The 14,670-nt window shown below is 71.3% G+C and carries 13 protein-coding genes and 1 pseudogene; 8 read left to right on the forward strand and 6 right to left on the reverse strand.

Going from position 1 to position 14,670, the window contains the following annotated elements; genetic code table 11:
• Nucleotides 1–293: 293 nt before the first annotated feature.
• Both FDO69_RS03285 and FDO69_RS03290 read left to right on the forward strand, forming a co-directional pair.
• Complete coding sequence (locus FDO69_RS03285) at nucleotides 294–1,967, forward strand: PucR family transcriptional regulator (protein ID WP_104778069.1); 1,674 nt, start codon at nucleotides 294–296, stop codon at nucleotides 1,965–1,967.
• A gap of 165 nt (nucleotides 1,968–2,132) precedes the next feature.
• Nucleotides 2,133–2,900, forward strand: coding sequence for a hypothetical protein (locus FDO69_RS03290; protein ID WP_221513064.1), 768 nt, complete (start codon nucleotides 2,133–2,135; stop codon nucleotides 2,898–2,900).
• Nucleotides 2,901–3,422: 522 nt separating this feature from the next.
• Here the strand turns inward: FDO69_RS03290 and FDO69_RS03295 are convergent.
• On the reverse strand, nucleotides 3,423–4,274 hold the full coding sequence (locus tag FDO69_RS03295; protein ID WP_104778070.1) for a GntR family transcriptional regulator: 852 nt from the start codon (nucleotides 4,272–4,274) through the stop codon (nucleotides 3,423–3,425).
• Nucleotides 4,275–4,451: 177 nt separating this feature from the next.
• On the opposite strand from FDO69_RS03295, the gene FDO69_RS03300 reads away from it, so the two are divergent.
• Entirely contained in the window at nucleotides 4,452–5,303 is an 852-nt protein-coding gene (locus tag FDO69_RS03300; protein ID WP_104778071.1) for a (2Fe-2S)-binding protein, read from the forward strand.
• 309 nt (nucleotides 5,304–5,612) lie between these two features.
• Entirely contained in the window at nucleotides 5,613–6,653 is a 1,041-nt protein-coding gene (locus FDO69_RS03305) for a DUF2637 domain-containing protein (RefSeq protein ID WP_104778072.1), read from the forward strand.
• 58 nt (nucleotides 6,654–6,711) lie between these two features.
• Here FDO69_RS03305 and FDO69_RS03310 read toward each other — a convergent pair whose 3' ends face one another.
• Together FDO69_RS03310 and FDO69_RS03315 are read right to left on the reverse strand one after the other, a co-directional pair.
• The gene (locus FDO69_RS03310; protein WP_170320830.1) at nucleotides 6,712–7,194 is read right to left on the reverse strand and encodes an ATP-binding protein; all 483 of its coding nucleotides are present in this window, start codon (nucleotides 7,192–7,194) and stop codon (nucleotides 6,712–6,714) included.
• 426 nt (nucleotides 7,195–7,620) lie between these two features.
• On the reverse strand, nucleotides 7,621–8,244 hold the full coding sequence (locus tag FDO69_RS03315; RefSeq protein ID WP_104778073.1) for a hypothetical protein: 624 nt from the start codon (nucleotides 8,242–8,244) through the stop codon (nucleotides 7,621–7,623).
• Nucleotides 8,245–8,475: 231 nt separating this feature from the next.
• Here FDO69_RS03315 and FDO69_RS03320 point away from each other — a divergent pair, with 231 nt between their 5' ends.
• Nucleotides 8,476–9,801 (forward strand): helix-turn-helix domain-containing protein, encoded by a 1,326-nt coding sequence (locus FDO69_RS03320; RefSeq protein WP_234387827.1) that lies wholly within the window; start codon nucleotides 8,476–8,478, stop codon nucleotides 9,799–9,801.
• Between the two features lie 98 nt (nucleotides 9,802–9,899).
• On the opposite strand, the gene FDO69_RS03325 is transcribed toward FDO69_RS03320, so the two are convergent.
• Nucleotides 9,900–10,304, reverse strand: a complete 405-nt coding sequence (locus FDO69_RS03325) for a type II toxin-antitoxin system PemK/MazF family toxin (RefSeq protein WP_037713353.1) — start codon at nucleotides 10,302–10,304, stop codon at nucleotides 9,900–9,902.
• A gap of 207 nt (nucleotides 10,305–10,511) precedes the next feature.
• On the opposite strand from FDO69_RS03325, the pseudogene FDO69_RS42980 reads away from it, so the two are divergent.
• Nucleotides 10,512–10,650 (forward strand): annotated as a pseudogene (locus FDO69_RS42980) (IS701 family transposase); the annotation flags it as partial.
• 338 nt (nucleotides 10,651–10,988) lie between these two features.
• A complete protein-coding gene (locus tag FDO69_RS03335) occupies nucleotides 10,989–11,333 on the forward strand; it encodes a peptidase inhibitor family I36 protein (protein ID WP_138430041.1) in 345 nt (114 codons plus the stop codon).
• Between the two features lie 67 nt (nucleotides 11,334–11,400).
• Here the strand turns inward: FDO69_RS03335 and FDO69_RS03340 are convergent, their stop codons facing one another.
• Entirely contained in the window at nucleotides 11,401–12,342 is a 942-nt protein-coding gene (locus FDO69_RS03340) for a LysR family transcriptional regulator (protein ID WP_104778076.1), read from the reverse strand.
• Between the two features lie 41 nt (nucleotides 12,343–12,383).
• Here FDO69_RS03340 and FDO69_RS03345 point away from each other — a divergent pair, with 41 nt between their 5' ends.
• Nucleotides 12,384–12,764 (forward strand): peptidase inhibitor family I36 protein, encoded by a 381-nt coding sequence (locus FDO69_RS03345; RefSeq protein WP_234387828.1) that lies wholly within the window; start codon nucleotides 12,384–12,386, stop codon nucleotides 12,762–12,764.
• Between the two features lie 125 nt (nucleotides 12,765–12,889).
• Here the strand turns inward: FDO69_RS03345 and FDO69_RS03350 are convergent, their stop codons facing one another.
• Nucleotides 12,890–14,632 carry a pyruvate dehydrogenase gene (locus FDO69_RS03350; RefSeq protein ID WP_104778078.1) on the reverse strand — a complete coding sequence of 581 codons (1,743 nt, stop codon included), beginning with the start codon at nucleotides 14,630–14,632 and terminating at the stop codon, nucleotides 12,890–12,892.
• Nucleotides 14,633–14,670 lie beyond the last annotated feature (38 nt).

The raw sequence follows: 14,670 nt of genomic DNA on the forward strand, positions 1-14,670 counted from the left end.
TACGCGTAGTGGCCTCAGTACACAGCGCGCTGCGCCGAGCGAGTCAGTCACGGAAACCATGAAGGAGTTGGCTGGCCACGACAGGCATCTTGTAGATTCGTATGAACGGAGGCCCTTGGAAACCTCCTCGTTCTCCTGTGGAAACGCGCGACACAGCCGCGTGACCTGGGACACAGCCGGAGCGCGGTCCGGGGGTCGACGGGCATCGCCCACCAGCCCGCCGAACAGGCGTTCCCCGCACATCCCTCCAAGATCCACCATAGATTTCGAGACAAAGAACGGCGGCGACGAGAATGCGGCTGCGCGCACTGCTGGACACCGACGCGCTGGGCCTCAAGCTGCTCGGCGGCGAGGACGAGCTGGACCGCACCGTGCGGGGTGTGATGACCACCGACCTGCGCGACCCCAGCCGCTACCTCGGGGGCGGCGAACTGGTGCTCACGGGCCTGGCCTGGCGCCGGGACGCAGGCGACTCGGAGTCGTTCGTCCGGATCCTGGTGCAGGCGGGTGTGACGGCGCTCGCCGCGGGCGAGGCCGAGCTCGGTGATGTGCCGGAGGACCTGGTCGTGGCCTGCGCCCGCCATCGTCTGCCGCTCTTCGCGGTCCACGAGTCGGTGGCTTTCGCGACGATCACCGAGCACGTCGTACGGCAGGTCTCCGGCGAGCGCGCCGGAGACCTCGCGGCGGTGGTCGACCGCCACCGCCGCATGATGACCGCGGGCCCGGCGGGCGGCGGCCCCGACGTGGTCCTGGACCTGCTCGGCACGGACCTGGACCTGCGGGCCTGGGTCCTCTCCCCCACCGGCCGCCTGATCGCGGGCTCGAAGGCGACAGGGCCCGCTCTGCCGGCCGAGGCGTGCTCCCGGCTCGCCGGGGAGCACCTGGCCGCCACCCGGACGGGCCGCCGCGGTCCCCACCGCGTCGTCCTGGGCGCCACGACGTACTCCCTGTTCCCGGTGCGCTCCACGGGCCGTTCCCCGCAGCCGGCCCGGGACGTGCGCGGATTCGTCCTGGCAGACTGGCTGCTGGCCGTGGAGGCGGACGCCGGGGACTGGCCCGAGGAGCGCCTGGACCTGCTCTACGGCGTCACCCAGCTGATCGCGGTCGAACGCGACCGCCGCGACGCGGCCCGCACGGTCCGCCGCCGCCTGGCCCAGGAGGTCCTGGAACTGGTCCAGACGGGCGCGGCACCCGCCGAGATCGCCGCCCGCCTGCGCGTGGCCGCGCCGGTACTGCTGCCCGGTCTGGGCACCGCGCCGCACTGGCAGGTGGTCGTGGCCCGCGTCGACTGGGAGGGCGGGGAGATCGAGGGCGGCCCGGTGGCACAGGCCCTGCTGGAGGAGGTCCTCGTCGATCCCGCGGTCGCGGGACCCGAGCACTCCGACCGCATCGCGGTGGCCCACACGGGCGACGAGGCCATCGCCCTGGTCCCCCTCGCTGCCGTCTCGACGGAGCACGACGGCTCGGAGACGGGCGTCCTCGCGGACACGCTCCTGGCATCGGTACGGGACCCCCTCACAGCGGGCCTAGACGACGACGGCCGGCTCACCCTGGGCGTCAGCGCGCCCGTCCACTCGGCGGAGGGTCTGCGCGGCGCGCTGGAGGAGGCCCGCCACGCCCGGCGCGTCGCCGCGGCCCGGCCCGGCCGGGTCTGCGCGGCGGGCCACCAGGAACTGGCCTCGCACGTCCTGCTGCTGCCCTTCGTCCCGGACGACGTCCGCCGGGCCTTCACGGCCCGCCTCCTGGACCCCCTGCGCGACTACGACCGCCGCCACCGCGCCGAGCTGATCCCCACCCTGGAGGCGTTCCTCGACTGCGACGGCTCCTGGACCCGCTGCGCCGCCCGTCTGCACCTGCACGTCAACACGCTGCGCTACCGGGTCGGACGGATCGAGCAGTTGACGAGTCGTGACCTGTCACGCCTCGAGGACAAGCTGGACTTCTTCCTGGCACTGCGCATGAGCTGATACGCGGGGTGTCCCGGCGGCAAACCCGGGGCGCCCCCGCGTCCCACGACTTTGTGAAATCCTTCACCCACCCCCTTGGCCCGGCACGCCGATTCATGCTGAGATGCCGCCACCACTCAACAGCTCGATGGCGTGCTCGGGGAGGGCAACGTGGCGCATACCGCCATGTCTGGTAACGGAACGACCGCCGGTGACGATCCCCTCCAGACCGCGGTATGGCGGCTGCGCTCCCGCGGGTGCTGGGCCGACGCGGCGGCCCTGCTGCTGCCCGCCACACCGGCGGCGGCGCTGCAACGCGCGTCGCTGCTGGTGGAACGGTGTCTGTACACCGAGCAGGGCTGGGAGGAGGCCGAGGACGCGCTGCGCACGGCCGAGGCGATGGCCCACAGCGACGACGAACGGGGCGCGGCCGCTTGTGAACGCGGGTACTTGGCCTACGCGGCGACACTGCTCGCGGTACGGGACCGGGCCGACGAGGCACGGGCCGCGCTCGGCCGGGCGGCGGCGCTGGTCCCTCCGGGGGCTCCGGCGCGGGCTCTGCTGGACTTCCGTCGCGGGCTCCTGGCGGAGAACCTGACGAGCGCGCCCCAGGCCGCACGGGCCGCGTACCGCCGGGCCCACGCGGGCGCGACGGCGCACTCCGACCCGCTGCTGCTGTCCTTCACATGGCGTCACCTCGCGGGACTCGCCCTGCGGGAAGGGGAGTTGGCGGAGGCGCGGCACGGTTTCGCGGAGTCGCTGCGGATCCGGGAGGAGCTGGGCTATCTCGTCGGCACCGCCCCGGCGTTGGTGTCCCTGGCCGACACCGAGACGGAGCCGGAGGCGTCCCGGTTGCGCGAGGAGGCCCGCCGCCTGTTCCGCCTCCTCGGGGGCGTACCGACGTGGCTGTCCCGCCAGTTGGCTCCGCCGGTACCGCCGGCTGCGACGGCTTGACACCCGGCGGCGGGGCCGGGGGCGGGTGGGTCCGCAGCCCGGCGTAGCGGCGTACTCGGCGTCGGTGCTGAGGCGGGGTGGGCCGCGACCCTGCGTCGCGGGGTGCCGGTGCGTGGACGCCGGGGCGGGTGGGTCCGAAGCCCGGCGGAGCGGGGTGCCGCTGCGCCCACCGGTGCCGCCCCTGGCGGCATGCATGCCCGCAGCCAGGGCGAGGGGCACGTATGCCCGCAGCCGGGGCGAGCCACGACGCTCCCGCGGCCGCCGTCGTACGGAAGGGGACGTGTCGGGGGGTGTCCGCCCGCAGCGGTTGGCGCGTCGACGCCAGTCAGTCGGTAAAAGGGTCCATCGCGCCGTTCCGAGGACGGACACCCCCCGGCGCGGCCCCGACCCACACCCGGCGTCACGCGAAGACGCACACCCCCACCCGGCGCGGCACCGACCCGCACCCGCGTCCTGCGAAGACGCGCACCCTCACCCGGCGCGGCCCGACCCACCACCGCCGAGAAGGCGCGACATCACCGCTCAGCCCGCGGCAGCCGCCCCCGCGAAGTGCTCGCCCACCAGCGCCCGCACCACATCCAGATCCCGTACGACCAGCGCGTCCAGCAACGCCGTGTGCTCGTGCGCGTCCGCCAGCAGCTCGGCCCGCCCCCGAACTCCCCGTCCACCCCCGACCAGCGGCCACTGCGCCCTGCGGTGCAGGTCCTCCGCGATCTGGACCAGCTGCACGTTGCCCGAGAGGGACAGCACAGCCCGGTGGAACCCCCGGTCGGACTCCGCGTAGGTCGCGCGGCAGCCCGAGGACGCCGCGCGGACCGTCGCCTCGGCGAGAGGGCGCAGCTCGGCCCAGCGTTCGGCGGGCACGGTACGGGCCAGCCGCAGCATCACCGGGACTTCGATCAGCGCCCGGACCTCGGCCAGCTCGGCCAGTTCCCGCACGCCCCGCTCGACCACCCGGAACCCACGGTTCGGCACGACCTCGACGGCCCCTTCGAGGGCCAGTTGCTGCATGGCCTCCCGGACCGGCGTCGCCGACACCCCGAACCGCTCGCCCAGCACCGGCGCCGAGTACACCTCTCCGGGCCGTAGATCCCCCGCCACCAGCGCGGCACGCAGCGCGTCCAGGATCTGCCCGCGCACCGAGGCCCGCTGGACCACCGGCCGCACCCGGGGGGCGACCGGCGCGGGCGGCTCACTGTGCGTGTGCTCGCCCCGCACGGCCCCGGTCTGCCGCGGCACCCGCGTCTGCCCCGCCCCCACCGCACCACCCGACGCAACCGGCCCACCTGAGGCGACCGGACCACCCGGCGCGGCCGCTTTCGCCGCTGACCACGGAGTCCCCGTTCCCGCGGAGCCCTGCGCTCCCTGCCTCACGGGTCCTCCTCCGGACGTATCGGTACTTGGCGTCATTACGGCGGGTTGTTACTCGTCCGTCAAGCACCATAAGCGTCCCGGCCCCCAGTTCAAATCCTCCTTCAACTTTTCAGGATCTTGAGTAAGGTTAGGCTTACCTTCAAGAATCCCGTTTTCACCCGACGGATCGGTGATCACATGCCTGCGCCCCTCTCGGCCGTCTCCGGCGCCTACGCTCGCCTGGCCGAGGTCCTCCCGGGGCTCGCCGTCACCGAACTGAGCGCAGCCGACGAGACCCCGCACGGCCACGGCTGGACCACGGCCGCCGACCTCGCAGCCGCCGGCCCCGCCCTCGACCGCTTCCTGGCGTGGGACGTGGACCAGATCCAGCGGGACTACGGCACACAGGCCCGCCCCGACGTCGTCGCCGGCTTCGGCCTGCACCGCTACGCGTGGCCCGCCTGCCTCCTGATCACCGTGCCGTGGTTCCTGCACCGCCGGGTCCCCCGCTACCCCGTGACCCATGTCTCCTACGACCGCACCGCCCCGGGCCACACCCTCGGGCACCTGGCCGTCCGCCCCGCGGGCTTCACCTGCCTGCCCGGCGACGAGGCAGCCGCGCTGCCGGGCGCCCGGGTCGTCCCCGACGAGGAGGCGCTACGGGCCGAGGTCCGGGCCGCGGTCGCCGAGCACCTGGAACCGGTACTGACCGGTTTCGGTCCCCTGATGCGGCGCCGTGGGCGCGCCCTGTGGGGTATGGCGACCGACGAGATCGTCGAGGGGTTGTGGTACATCGCCCAGCTGCTAGGCGAGATCGAGGAGCGGCGCGCGATGCGCGAACTGGAGCTGCTGCTGCCGGGGGCGACCAAGCCGTACGTCGGCACGGCGGCGTTCCGGGAGCTGACCGGCCCCGGCGGCGAGCCGCTGCTCACCCGGGACCGCGCGAGCTGCTGCATGTTCTACACACTGCGCCCGGAGGACACCTGCACCACCTGCCCGCGCACCTGCGACACGGGCCGCGTCACCAAGCTGCTGGCGACCGCCGGTTGAGGCACGGGCGAGGGTCGTCTCGTCTCCCCCGCCGTCCCGTAAGGTCATCGCGGAACCGGGCACCCTCCTACCCACAGGCGATTCACATCATCCTCACGTGTCACGGGAACTTTCCGGAGAACCACTCGTACAGGTAGTCTTGTTCGAACTCAACTCCCGAACCTCAAGCGGCAGTTCGAGCAGAACGCCGCCTTTGGCATTCCCTTGCACTTCCTTGGCGGCCTCTTGCCCCGAAACCCCCTGAGGGTCGATGGGATTGGGCCACTATGGCGGGCGTTACGCCCTATCCCAATGCAAGGGACCACCCAGATGAGACTGACCGACATATCGCTGAACTGGCTGCTTCCGGGCGCCGTGCTTCTCCTGGGCATGCTGGCGGCGGTGGCGGTGCTCGCGCGCGGCAAGCGCTCCTCGGTCAAGGACACGAGCGCGGACGACTCCTGGGAGCGCAGCGAGGAACGCCGCAGACGCAAGGAAGCCCTCTACGGCACCCTTTCCTACCTTCTCCTCTTCTGCTGTGCGGCTGTCGCCGCCCTGCTCTCCTTCCACGGTCTGGTCGGCTTCGGCGAGCAGAACCTCGGACTGTCCGGCGGCTGGCAGTACCTCGTCCCGTTCGGCCTGGACGGCGCGGCGATGTTCTGCTCCGTCCTCGCGGTGCGCGAGGCCAGCCACGGTGACGCGGCGCTCGGCTCCCGGATACTGGTCTGGACGTTCGCCTTCGCCGCGGCCTGGTTCAACTGGGTGCACGCGCCCCGGGGCATCGGCCACGCGGGTGCCCCCCACTTCTTCGCGGGCATGTCCCTGTCGGCGGCGGTCCTCTTCGACCGCGCGCTGAAGCAGACCCGCCGCGCCGCACTGCGGGAGCAGGGTCTGGTGCCCCGTCCGCTGCCGCAGATCCGCATGGTGCGCTGGCTGCGGGCCCCTCGCGAGACCTACCGCGCCTGGTCGCTGATGCTTCTCGAAGGTGTGCGCAGCCTGGACGAGGCGGTCGACGAGGTGCGCGACGACAGGCGCAAGAAGGAAGAGACCCGGCAGCGGCGGCGCGACCAGCAGCGTGTGGAGCGAGCCCAGTTGAAGGCCCTCAGCCGCGGTCACCGCGGCCACTTCGGCCGGGGTGGCGGACGGGAGCTGGAGGTACAGGTGGAGCGCGGCTCCTCGCAGGTCTCCGCGGAGCCTGCCATATCCGCGCCGGACCCCCTGCCCGTGCGCTCGCGTCCCTCCCTTCAGCCGGTGCGCAAAGGAGCTGACCCGGTGACCGTCGACCTCACCGCGGAGGACGACACCATGGCGCTGCCGCGTCTGGACTCCCTGGAGCGCAAGCTCAAGGACCTTGAGCAGCAGTTCGGTTAGCCGGGCCGTAGCGGAGCGGCGAGGGGGGCGTGGCCTGCGGGCCGCGCCCCCTCGGCGTTCACGCCGCCTCGGCCCCCAGCTCGAACCAGACGGACTTGCCCACGCCGTGCGGCCGGACACCCCAGGCGTCCGCGAGGGACTGGACCAGGAACAGACCCCTGCCGTTCGTGCCCTCGTCGGCGACCGGTGCGCGCAGTCGGGGTCTGCGGGCGACGAAGTCCCGGACCTCCACCCGCAGTCCGCGAGGTCCGACGGTGGCCGTGAGAACCGCGTCGTGGTCGGTGTGGACGATCGCGTTGGTGACGAGCTCGCTGGTGAGCAGTTCGGCCACGTCGGACTGCCCCTGCTTCCCCCACTGCCCGAGCAGTTCCCGCAGGGCCCTGCGGGCTTCCGGGACGGCCCGCAGGTCCGCCCGCCCGAGTCGGCGCCTCAACTGCGGCCCCGCTTCGTGTTCCGTGACATCGTCGGTCCTGTCCTCCACCGTCTTCGCCGAGAAGCCCCCGATCGCTATGGGACCGCCTCGTCGTGCCTGCCTCTCCATGACCCCCGCCCGCGCGCCGATGTCGGTTCCCCTCCTGCTCGAACACGTTCACGGGGATCCATGCCCCATCAAAAACGCGGCAGTCATGTCGAATCGTCAACGACCGGGTGTTCGGCCACTGGAACGCGGCGGGTGGCCCGGGTGGCGGGTCGCCGAGCGGTAGGGCGAGGAAGGGAAGGGGGACAAGAGGGTAGCCGGTCATCGTCCCCGGACGGACCCTGACCGCCGGAGATCGGACGATGGGCCGACGGCCGGCTGCCGATCGCTGCGTACGCGGTGAAGGGCCGGGGCGACACGCCCCCGTGCGCCGCACTCCGGTGAAGTTGGCCGAAGTACGACGGTCTTGACAGCCGCCGGAACCGGTACGGGGCCGTCCTCCCCACCCCCGTGGCGGGAGGACGGCCCCTGGTCTTCCGTCGGGCTCGGTCAGTACAGCTTGTTGACGGCGGTGGTCGTCGTCTTCTTGAAGGCGCCGACGGGGGCGTCGTCGAAGTCGCCCATCTGACCCCACCGCACGACGGTGACCGTCCTGCCGTCGCGCCCGACGGACAGCAGCGAGATGTCCGTGGCGCCCCACGACGTCTCGGTGTGCAGGCCGCGAACGCGGGCGCCCTCCTCGACCGGCAGGGTGCCGTAGTCCCGGCCCTCGGCCTCGACCTCGGGGTCGTTCTTCTCGATGCGGTCGGCGCAGGTGCGGATCAGGTCGTCGTAGTGCTTCGCCAGCGCCTTGGCCAGGGCGGCCGTGTCCGCCACGACGGTCAGCTGCACGGCGCCCGTGTCCACGTCGGTCCGGAACTCCCGGTGCCGGTAGTCGTAGGAGGGCACGCCCTCCGTGCTCACGCAGGAGCCGAGTCCCTCCGGGAACCCTTCGGTGACCGGGCCGGCCGTCCAGGCCGAGGTCGGGTGCGGCGGCAGCTGGGACGCCGACAGGAACTTCGGTGCGGCGGCGTTCGGCGCGGCCCCGGCGGCCGGTGCCGTGAGGACGGTGCCCGCCGCGAGGGCGGCGACGGTGAGTGCGGTGAGCGCGCTGGCTCGGATGTGCTCGGGCATGGGTGTCCCCCGTGGGTGAATGCGTGGATGTCGGATGCCGCTCCGAGGCCGGCTGGTCGGCCCGGACCTGGTCGGTGCGGCACCAAGAGCATCAGCGGTCCCACCGGGCGGATGCAACAGCCCGCATCGGATCGGTCCCGGTGGAACCATCCCAGCCCATCTGACGTGCAGGTACATGGAGTGCCTGGGATACCGTTCCGGGCCCGGTCGGACCTGGGAGACGGGGGAACGGTGTCGGCACAGCACGACGTCGACGACGTCGGGGAGTTCGCGGCGCTGCTGAGGACGTTCAAGGAGCGCACGGACCGCAGTTACGGTTCGCTGGCCCGCCGCCTGGCCATGAACACCTCGACCCTGCACCGCTATTGCGCGGGCGACGCGGTCCCGGTCGACTTCGCCCCCGTGGAGCGCTTCGCCGCCCTGTGCGGGGCGTCCCCGGAGGAACGCCTGGAACTCCACCGCCGCTGGCTCCTGGCGGTCGCGGCCCGCCGGCGGCCCCGAGCGGTGGGCCCGGCCGGTACGGCACAGCAGGAGACGGCCTGCGCCACGGCGGACGAGCCGGAGCGCGCACCGGACGTCGTCGACAGCCCGGCCGGCCGCCCCGCGCCGGAACCCCCGCCGCCCGGCCACCGGCCCTGGTACCGCCGCAGACGCGTCGCGGTCGGACTGGCCGCCGTCTGCGCGGCGCTCGCGGCCCTCGGGAGCCTCGCCGTGCTGCCGGACGATCGGCGTACCACCGGCGACCGGACCCCTGTGACCGGGCCGGCCCCGTCCGGCACGGCGACGGCCGAAACCCGGGACCGAGAGAGCGCCTCACCCACCCCGAGCGACAGCTCCTCCACCACTCGGCGGCCCTCGCCGTCCGCAACCCCGAAGCAGCCGAAGCCCTCACCGTCCCCCTCTGCCCGCACCAGCCCGCCACCCGGAGGACCCGCCTCCGCCCCACCTCTGACCTGGTCCGCCGACTCCCAGGCCTGGAAGCTCGGCTGCGGTCACGACTACGTCGTCGCCAAGCCGCCCGCGCAGGTCCCACCGCCGCCGGTCCCCCAGGACGCCGGGGTCTGGGCGGCGACGCAGAACGCGGTGCACGGCGGCGAGACGCTCGTACGGCTGACCGTGCAGGGGCGCACCGGCACAGCCGTCGTGCTGGAGGCGCTGCGCGTGCGCGTGGTGGGGCGGACGGCCCCGGCGCAGGGCACCGCCTATGCCATGGACCGGGGCTGCGGCGGTGCGATCACCCCGCGTTCCTTCGACGTGAACCTGGACAAGGACCGCCCCATCGCCCGCGCTGTCGCCGGGAGCGACACCGGTACGCCGATCCCGGCGGTGCGCATGCCCTACCGGGTGTCCGCCCAGGACCCCGAGGTGCTGCTGGTCAACGCCAGGACCCAGGCGTGCGACTGCCGCTGGTACCTGGAGCTGGACTGGTCCTCCCAGGGCCGCGAGGGGACGGTCCGGATCGACGACGACGGCCGCCCGTTCCGGACCAGCGGCATCAAGGGCCTGTCCCGCTACGTGTACGACACCTCGGCACGCCAGTGGAAGCCGTACCGCTAGTACTCCAGCCGTAGATCGTGATCTTGTTGCCGGAGGGCGGTGGAGAGGGGGCCGCCGTAGGTCGTCGACGAGATCGGGCTGGGCAGCAGAGGCGTCCGCTACTCGAGTCCTCCGAGACGGCGGGCATCTTTGATCTCGCGGAGCCTGGCAGCCGTCATCGGGGTCCACTCCCTCCTCTGTCCAGCGGTATGGAGGGCGGCTCCAACCTCGCTGAGCTTCGCGGAGGACAACACGCCCGCTCGCTCGATCAGGTCGTCCCGGGCGACAGTGGTCAGCCAGGTGCAAGGAGTAAAGCCTGGACGCGGGAACGCGAACCGCAGCACGCCTTCGAAGGGCAGCCCTTCCCGGGCGCCTATCGCCACTTCAACACCCAGGCCGCTGATGTCGACGCCCGCCGGCGCAACGACCTGCATGACCTGGAACCCGGATGACTCGTCGTCCGACAGCAGCACGACCGGGCGTCGCTCGTCGAAGTCGACCCACCAGACTTCGCCGCGTTGCATGTGTCCTCCTGGTACGAGTCGGCGGGCGGACGCTGCATGCCCGAGCGGGACACCTGATGCGGCCCCGTCTTCGCACGTCGTGATCGAGGGGGTGGTGAAGACGGGTGCGGCCACCGGTGATCATCGTGTGTGCAGACTGAAGATCATGCGGTAGCCGCGGGTCACAGCGTAGACCCTGTCCGCCGGCGGGAGGCGTTCGAGGTCGTGATGGGCCGGATAGCGGGCCGGTTCGCGCGGGTTGAACCCCGGCGCCGGGTGCGGGACTTGCTCGGCCGGGCCAGGTGGGATGCCGGACACCGTGCGTGACGACGTGCGTGAGTACGTACTGGAGCACCTGCATGACGATTGTTCATGACGGTGGTCGTCCGGCCCGTGCACGATGCGGCCCGCCGGCCCGGCTGGTCCGCCTGGCGACGCCGCCATCAGGCCCGAGCCCAGGCCGGCCATTACCGCCGACTGACCGCTGTTCGTGGTGCGTCGTAACGGCGTCACCGTTCCGCGACCTGCAGTCATAAGCTGAGACTTATCAACCGGCGGCAATGATAGCTGATCACGGCCACTGACAACGGTGCGCTCGGGCTGAAAGGATCCGAGCACCGCACCGAGAGGACTGACAGAGGGTGGAAAGCATCATCTCTTTCACAGTTTCTCATTCGGGCACCGCGTAATCGAAAAGGAGATGTCTTGCCCGCCATTCGGAAGACCATGCTCACGGTTGCGGCTCTGGCCGGAATCGTCATCACCACCCAGCCGGCCTTCGCCCAGCCCCAGGCAAGCGGCAGCTGGCGCGCCTACAGCGAGACCAACTACGAGGGTCCGGACACGACGTTCTCCGGGGAGGTGGGGGCATGTAAGTACGTCGGCGACAACTGGAACGACAAGACCCGGTCCGCCAAGTCGTCGAGCGCCACCACCAGGGTGGAGTTGTGGGACAACTCCGACTGCACCGGTGGCTCGATCGTCATCGACGGATCCGGCTACTACGCCATCGGTGCGTGGGTCAGCGGCTACCGGGTCACGAGCGTCTAGCGGGAACGCCACGGAGGGGCGGTCCACCGGCGAAGTCGGCTGACCGCCGCCGGTTCCCGCCTCCCGCTCACCGGCCGCCCGCCTCCTGGAGTCCGCAGCTGCGGGTGACTCTGCGGGCGGCCTGCCGGATGGCGGTGATGGCGGGCTCGTCACGGCGCGCGGCGAGCCAGGCCAGGGCCGACGTGCAGGGCGGCAGGTCCATGACATCGACGTAGCGAACGCCTGGACGGGGAAACAGGTCGCGGGCCGCGGCCGGCAGGAAGGCCATGGCTTCCCCCCGGGCCACGGTGTGCAGCAGCGTCTCCATGTCCGTGACTACGGGCCCGTACCGCACGGGGCTGCCGTCAGGGCGGGGATCGACGGCCCAGAACTCCCTCCAGGCGCGCGGCACCTGTGGGGGCCAGTCGACCACGGGGTGGCCGACGAAGTGGGCGAGAGCGGTGTCGGCCAGCCGGGCCAGGGGATCGTCGGCCGGAAGAGACGCCACCCGGGGCTCGGTGGCCAGACGCTGTTGCTCGATGCCCTCCGGCACAGGAGGTCGCCCGAACACCACGTCGACTTCCTTGTCCTGCAGGGCGGCAGCGAACCGGTAGGCGTCCAGGGTGACCATGTGCACCGTCAGCAGCGGGTGGCCTTCCTCCTGCAGGGCCCGCAGCACGGCGTGCGTATGAGGCATGGCGGCCTCTGCTCCGACGGTCCCCACGACGAGCCGGCCCGAGACGCTACGCACCTGCGAGTCGGCGGTGCGGCGCAGCTGAACCATGGCGTCGACCGCCGCCCTGGCCGCGGGGAGCAGCGTCCGCCCGGCGTCTGTCAGATCGACCATCCGGTTGGTGCGCTCGAACAAGCGCACCCCCAGTCGTTTCTCCAGGCCACGAATCTGCTGGCTCAACGCGGACTGGGTGATGAAAAGAGAGGCGGCAGCGCGCCCGAAATGGCGCATTTCCCCGAGAACGATGAACAAACGTAATTGATGAATACTCGGCTCAGCCTCACTACCTGTAGTCATCGACACACCACCGAACCAGCGAATCGAAGGAGACAGGGAAAGTGAAGAAGCGTATGTGGGGGTCGCTGCTGGCGGCCGCTTTCACCAGCATTCTGGTCACCGCGCCGACGGCGTCGGCGGCACCCGATCCGGAAGGCTGCACCAAGGGCAATTTCTGTGTGTACAGCAACGCCAATTTCACGGGGCTGGTGCTGCGCAGCGGCGGCGACTGGTCCGGAAGCGTTCCGTTCCGCTCCATTTTCAACAACGGCGTGCCCTATCCGGGTCTGGACCACATCGAGGTCCACTGGCACTGGGCGGGGGACACGACCCGGGTCCAGTGCCTGCACTACAACCCCGACCCGAATGGCCACTCGATGGTCGCGGACTATCCGGGAGCCCAGGCCTACGTCACGAAGGTGCGGTGGCGGGGCGAGTGCTGACGCCTCATCGGACCGGCCCTCCTCGCTCGGCATGGCGCTCCTTGCGGCTGGCCTGGTGGGGGTGTGCTCACGCCCCCACCAGGCTAGGAGGATGCCGACCGGGCCGGTCCTGACAGACGTCAGGGTCAGGGCCGGGGCACGTTGCGCAGGTTGGAGCGGGCCATCTGCAGCATCCGGCCGACCCCGCCGTCCAGCACCATCTTCGAGGCGGACAGGGCGAACCCGGTCACCATCTCGGCCTTGATCTTCGGCGGGATGGACAGCGCGTTGGGATCGGTGACGATGTCGACGAGGGCGGGCCCCTTGTGCTTGAAGGCGTCCTTCAGTGCCCCGGGGAGGTCCTTGGGCTTCTCGACGCGCACCCCGTACGCACCGCAGGCACGGGCCACGGCGGCGAAGTCGGGGTTCTTGTTCGTGGTGCCGTACGACGGAAGGCCGGCGACCAGCATCTCCAACTCGACCATGCCGAGCGAGGAGTTGTTGAACAGGACGACCTTCACGGGCAGGTCGTACTGCACCAGCGTCAGGAAGTCGCCCATCAGCATGGAGAAGCCACCATCGCCGGACATCGACACGACCTGCCGCTTGCGGTCGGTGAACTGGGCGCCGATGGCCATGGGAAGCGCGTTCGCCATCGAGCCGTGGGAGAAGGAACCGATGACGCGGCGGCGGCCGTTGGGGGAGATGTAGCGGGCGGCCCAGACGTTGCACATGCCGGTGTCCACGGTGAACACGGCGTCGTCGGCGGCCACTTCGTCGAGCACGGACGCCACGTACTCGGGGTGGATCGGCGTGTGCTTCTCGACCTTGCGGGTGTACGCCTTGACCACCCCCTCCAGCGCGTCGGCGTGCTTCTTCAGCATCCGGTCGAGGAAGCGCCGGTTCTTCTTCTCCTGCACGCGCGGGATCAGGCAGCGCAGCGTCTCCCGTACGTCGCCCCACACCGCGAGGTCCAGCTTCGAGCGGCGGCCGAGGTTCTCCGGCCGGACGTCGACCTGGACGATCTTCACGTCGTCGGGGAGGAAGGCGTTGTAAGGGAAGTCGGTGCCGAGCAGGATCAGCAGGTCGCACTCGTGAGTGGCCTCGTAGGCGGCCCCGTAACCGAGCAGTCCGCTCATGCCGACGTCGAAGGGGTTGTCGTACTGGATCCACTCCTTGCCGCGCAGGGCGTGCCCCACCGGGGACTTGATCTTCCCGGCGAACTCCATGACCTCGGCGTGCGCTCCGGCGGTGCCGCTGCCGCAGAAGAGGGTGACCTTGCCGGCCTCGTCGATCATCTCGACGAGCCGGTCGATCTCTGCGTCGCCCGGGCGGACCGTCGGACGGGAGGTCACGAGGGCGGTCTCGGCGGCCTTTTCCGGAGCGGGCCGGTCGGCGATGTCGCCGGGCAGGGTGACGACGCTGACGCCGCTGCGGCCGACGGCGTTCTGGATCGCGGTCTGGAGCAGCCGTGGCATCTGCTGCGGGCTGGAGATCATCTCGCTGTAGTGGCTGCACTCGGCGAACAGCCGGTCGGGGTGGGTCTCCTGGAAGTAGCCGAGGCCGATCTCGCTGGACGGGATGTGCGAGGCGAGGGCGAGGACCGGGGCCATGGAGCGGTGGGCGTCGTAGAGGCCGTTGATGAGGTGGAGGTTGCCGGGGCCGCAGGAGCCGGCGCAGGCGGCGAGCCCTCCGGTGATCTGTGCCTCGGCGCTGGCGGCGAAGGCGGCGGTCTCCTCGTGCCGGACGTGGATCCAGTCGATGGCGGAGTTGCGGCGGACGGCGTCGACGATCGGGTTGAGGCTGTCGCCGACGACTCCGTAGAGCCGTTTGACTCCGGCGCGGGTCAGGATGTCGACGAACTGTTCCGCGACGTTCTGTTTGGCCATGCTTGTCGTCTGCCCCTTCGGTCTCCTGGGATCCCTCC

Origin of the sequence: Streptomyces tibetensis (assembly GCF_007655005.1) — a bacterium.
GTDB classification, from domain to species: domain Bacteria; phylum Actinomycetota; class Actinomycetes; order Streptomycetales; family Streptomycetaceae; genus Streptomyces; species Streptomyces tibetensis.

Bases quoted from the DNA above. Each gene is read 5' to 3' on its own strand.
- FDO69_RS03315 (WP_104778073.1), bottom strand. From the start codon at position 8,244: ATGCCCGAGCACATCCGAGCCAGCGCGCTCACCGCACTCACCGTCGCC.
- FDO69_RS03340 (WP_104778076.1), bottom strand. From the start codon at position 12,342: ATGACTACAGGTAGTGAGGCTGAGCCGAGTATTCATCAATTACGTTTG.
- FDO69_RS03285 (WP_104778069.1), top strand. From the start codon at position 294: ATGCGGCTGCGCGCACTGCTGGACACCGACGCGCTGGGCCTCAAGCTG.
- FDO69_RS03350 (WP_104778078.1), bottom strand. From the start codon at position 14,632: ATGGCCAAACAGAACGTCGCGGAACAGTTCGTCGACATCCTGACCCGC.
- FDO69_RS03310 (WP_170320830.1), bottom strand. From the start codon at position 7,194: ATGGAGAGGCAGGCACGACGAGGCGGTCCCATAGCGATCGGGGGCTTC.
- FDO69_RS03305 (WP_104778072.1), top strand. From the start codon at position 5,613: ATGAGACTGACCGACATATCGCTGAACTGGCTGCTTCCGGGCGCCGTG.
- FDO69_RS03325 (WP_037713353.1), bottom strand. From the start codon at position 10,304: ATGCAACGCGGCGAAGTCTGGTGGGTCGACTTCGACGAGCGACGCCCG.
- FDO69_RS03290 (WP_221513064.1), top strand. From the start codon at position 2,133: ATGTCTGGTAACGGAACGACCGCCGGTGACGATCCCCTCCAGACCGCG.
- FDO69_RS03300 (WP_104778071.1), top strand. From the start codon at position 4,452: ATGCCTGCGCCCCTCTCGGCCGTCTCCGGCGCCTACGCTCGCCTGGCC.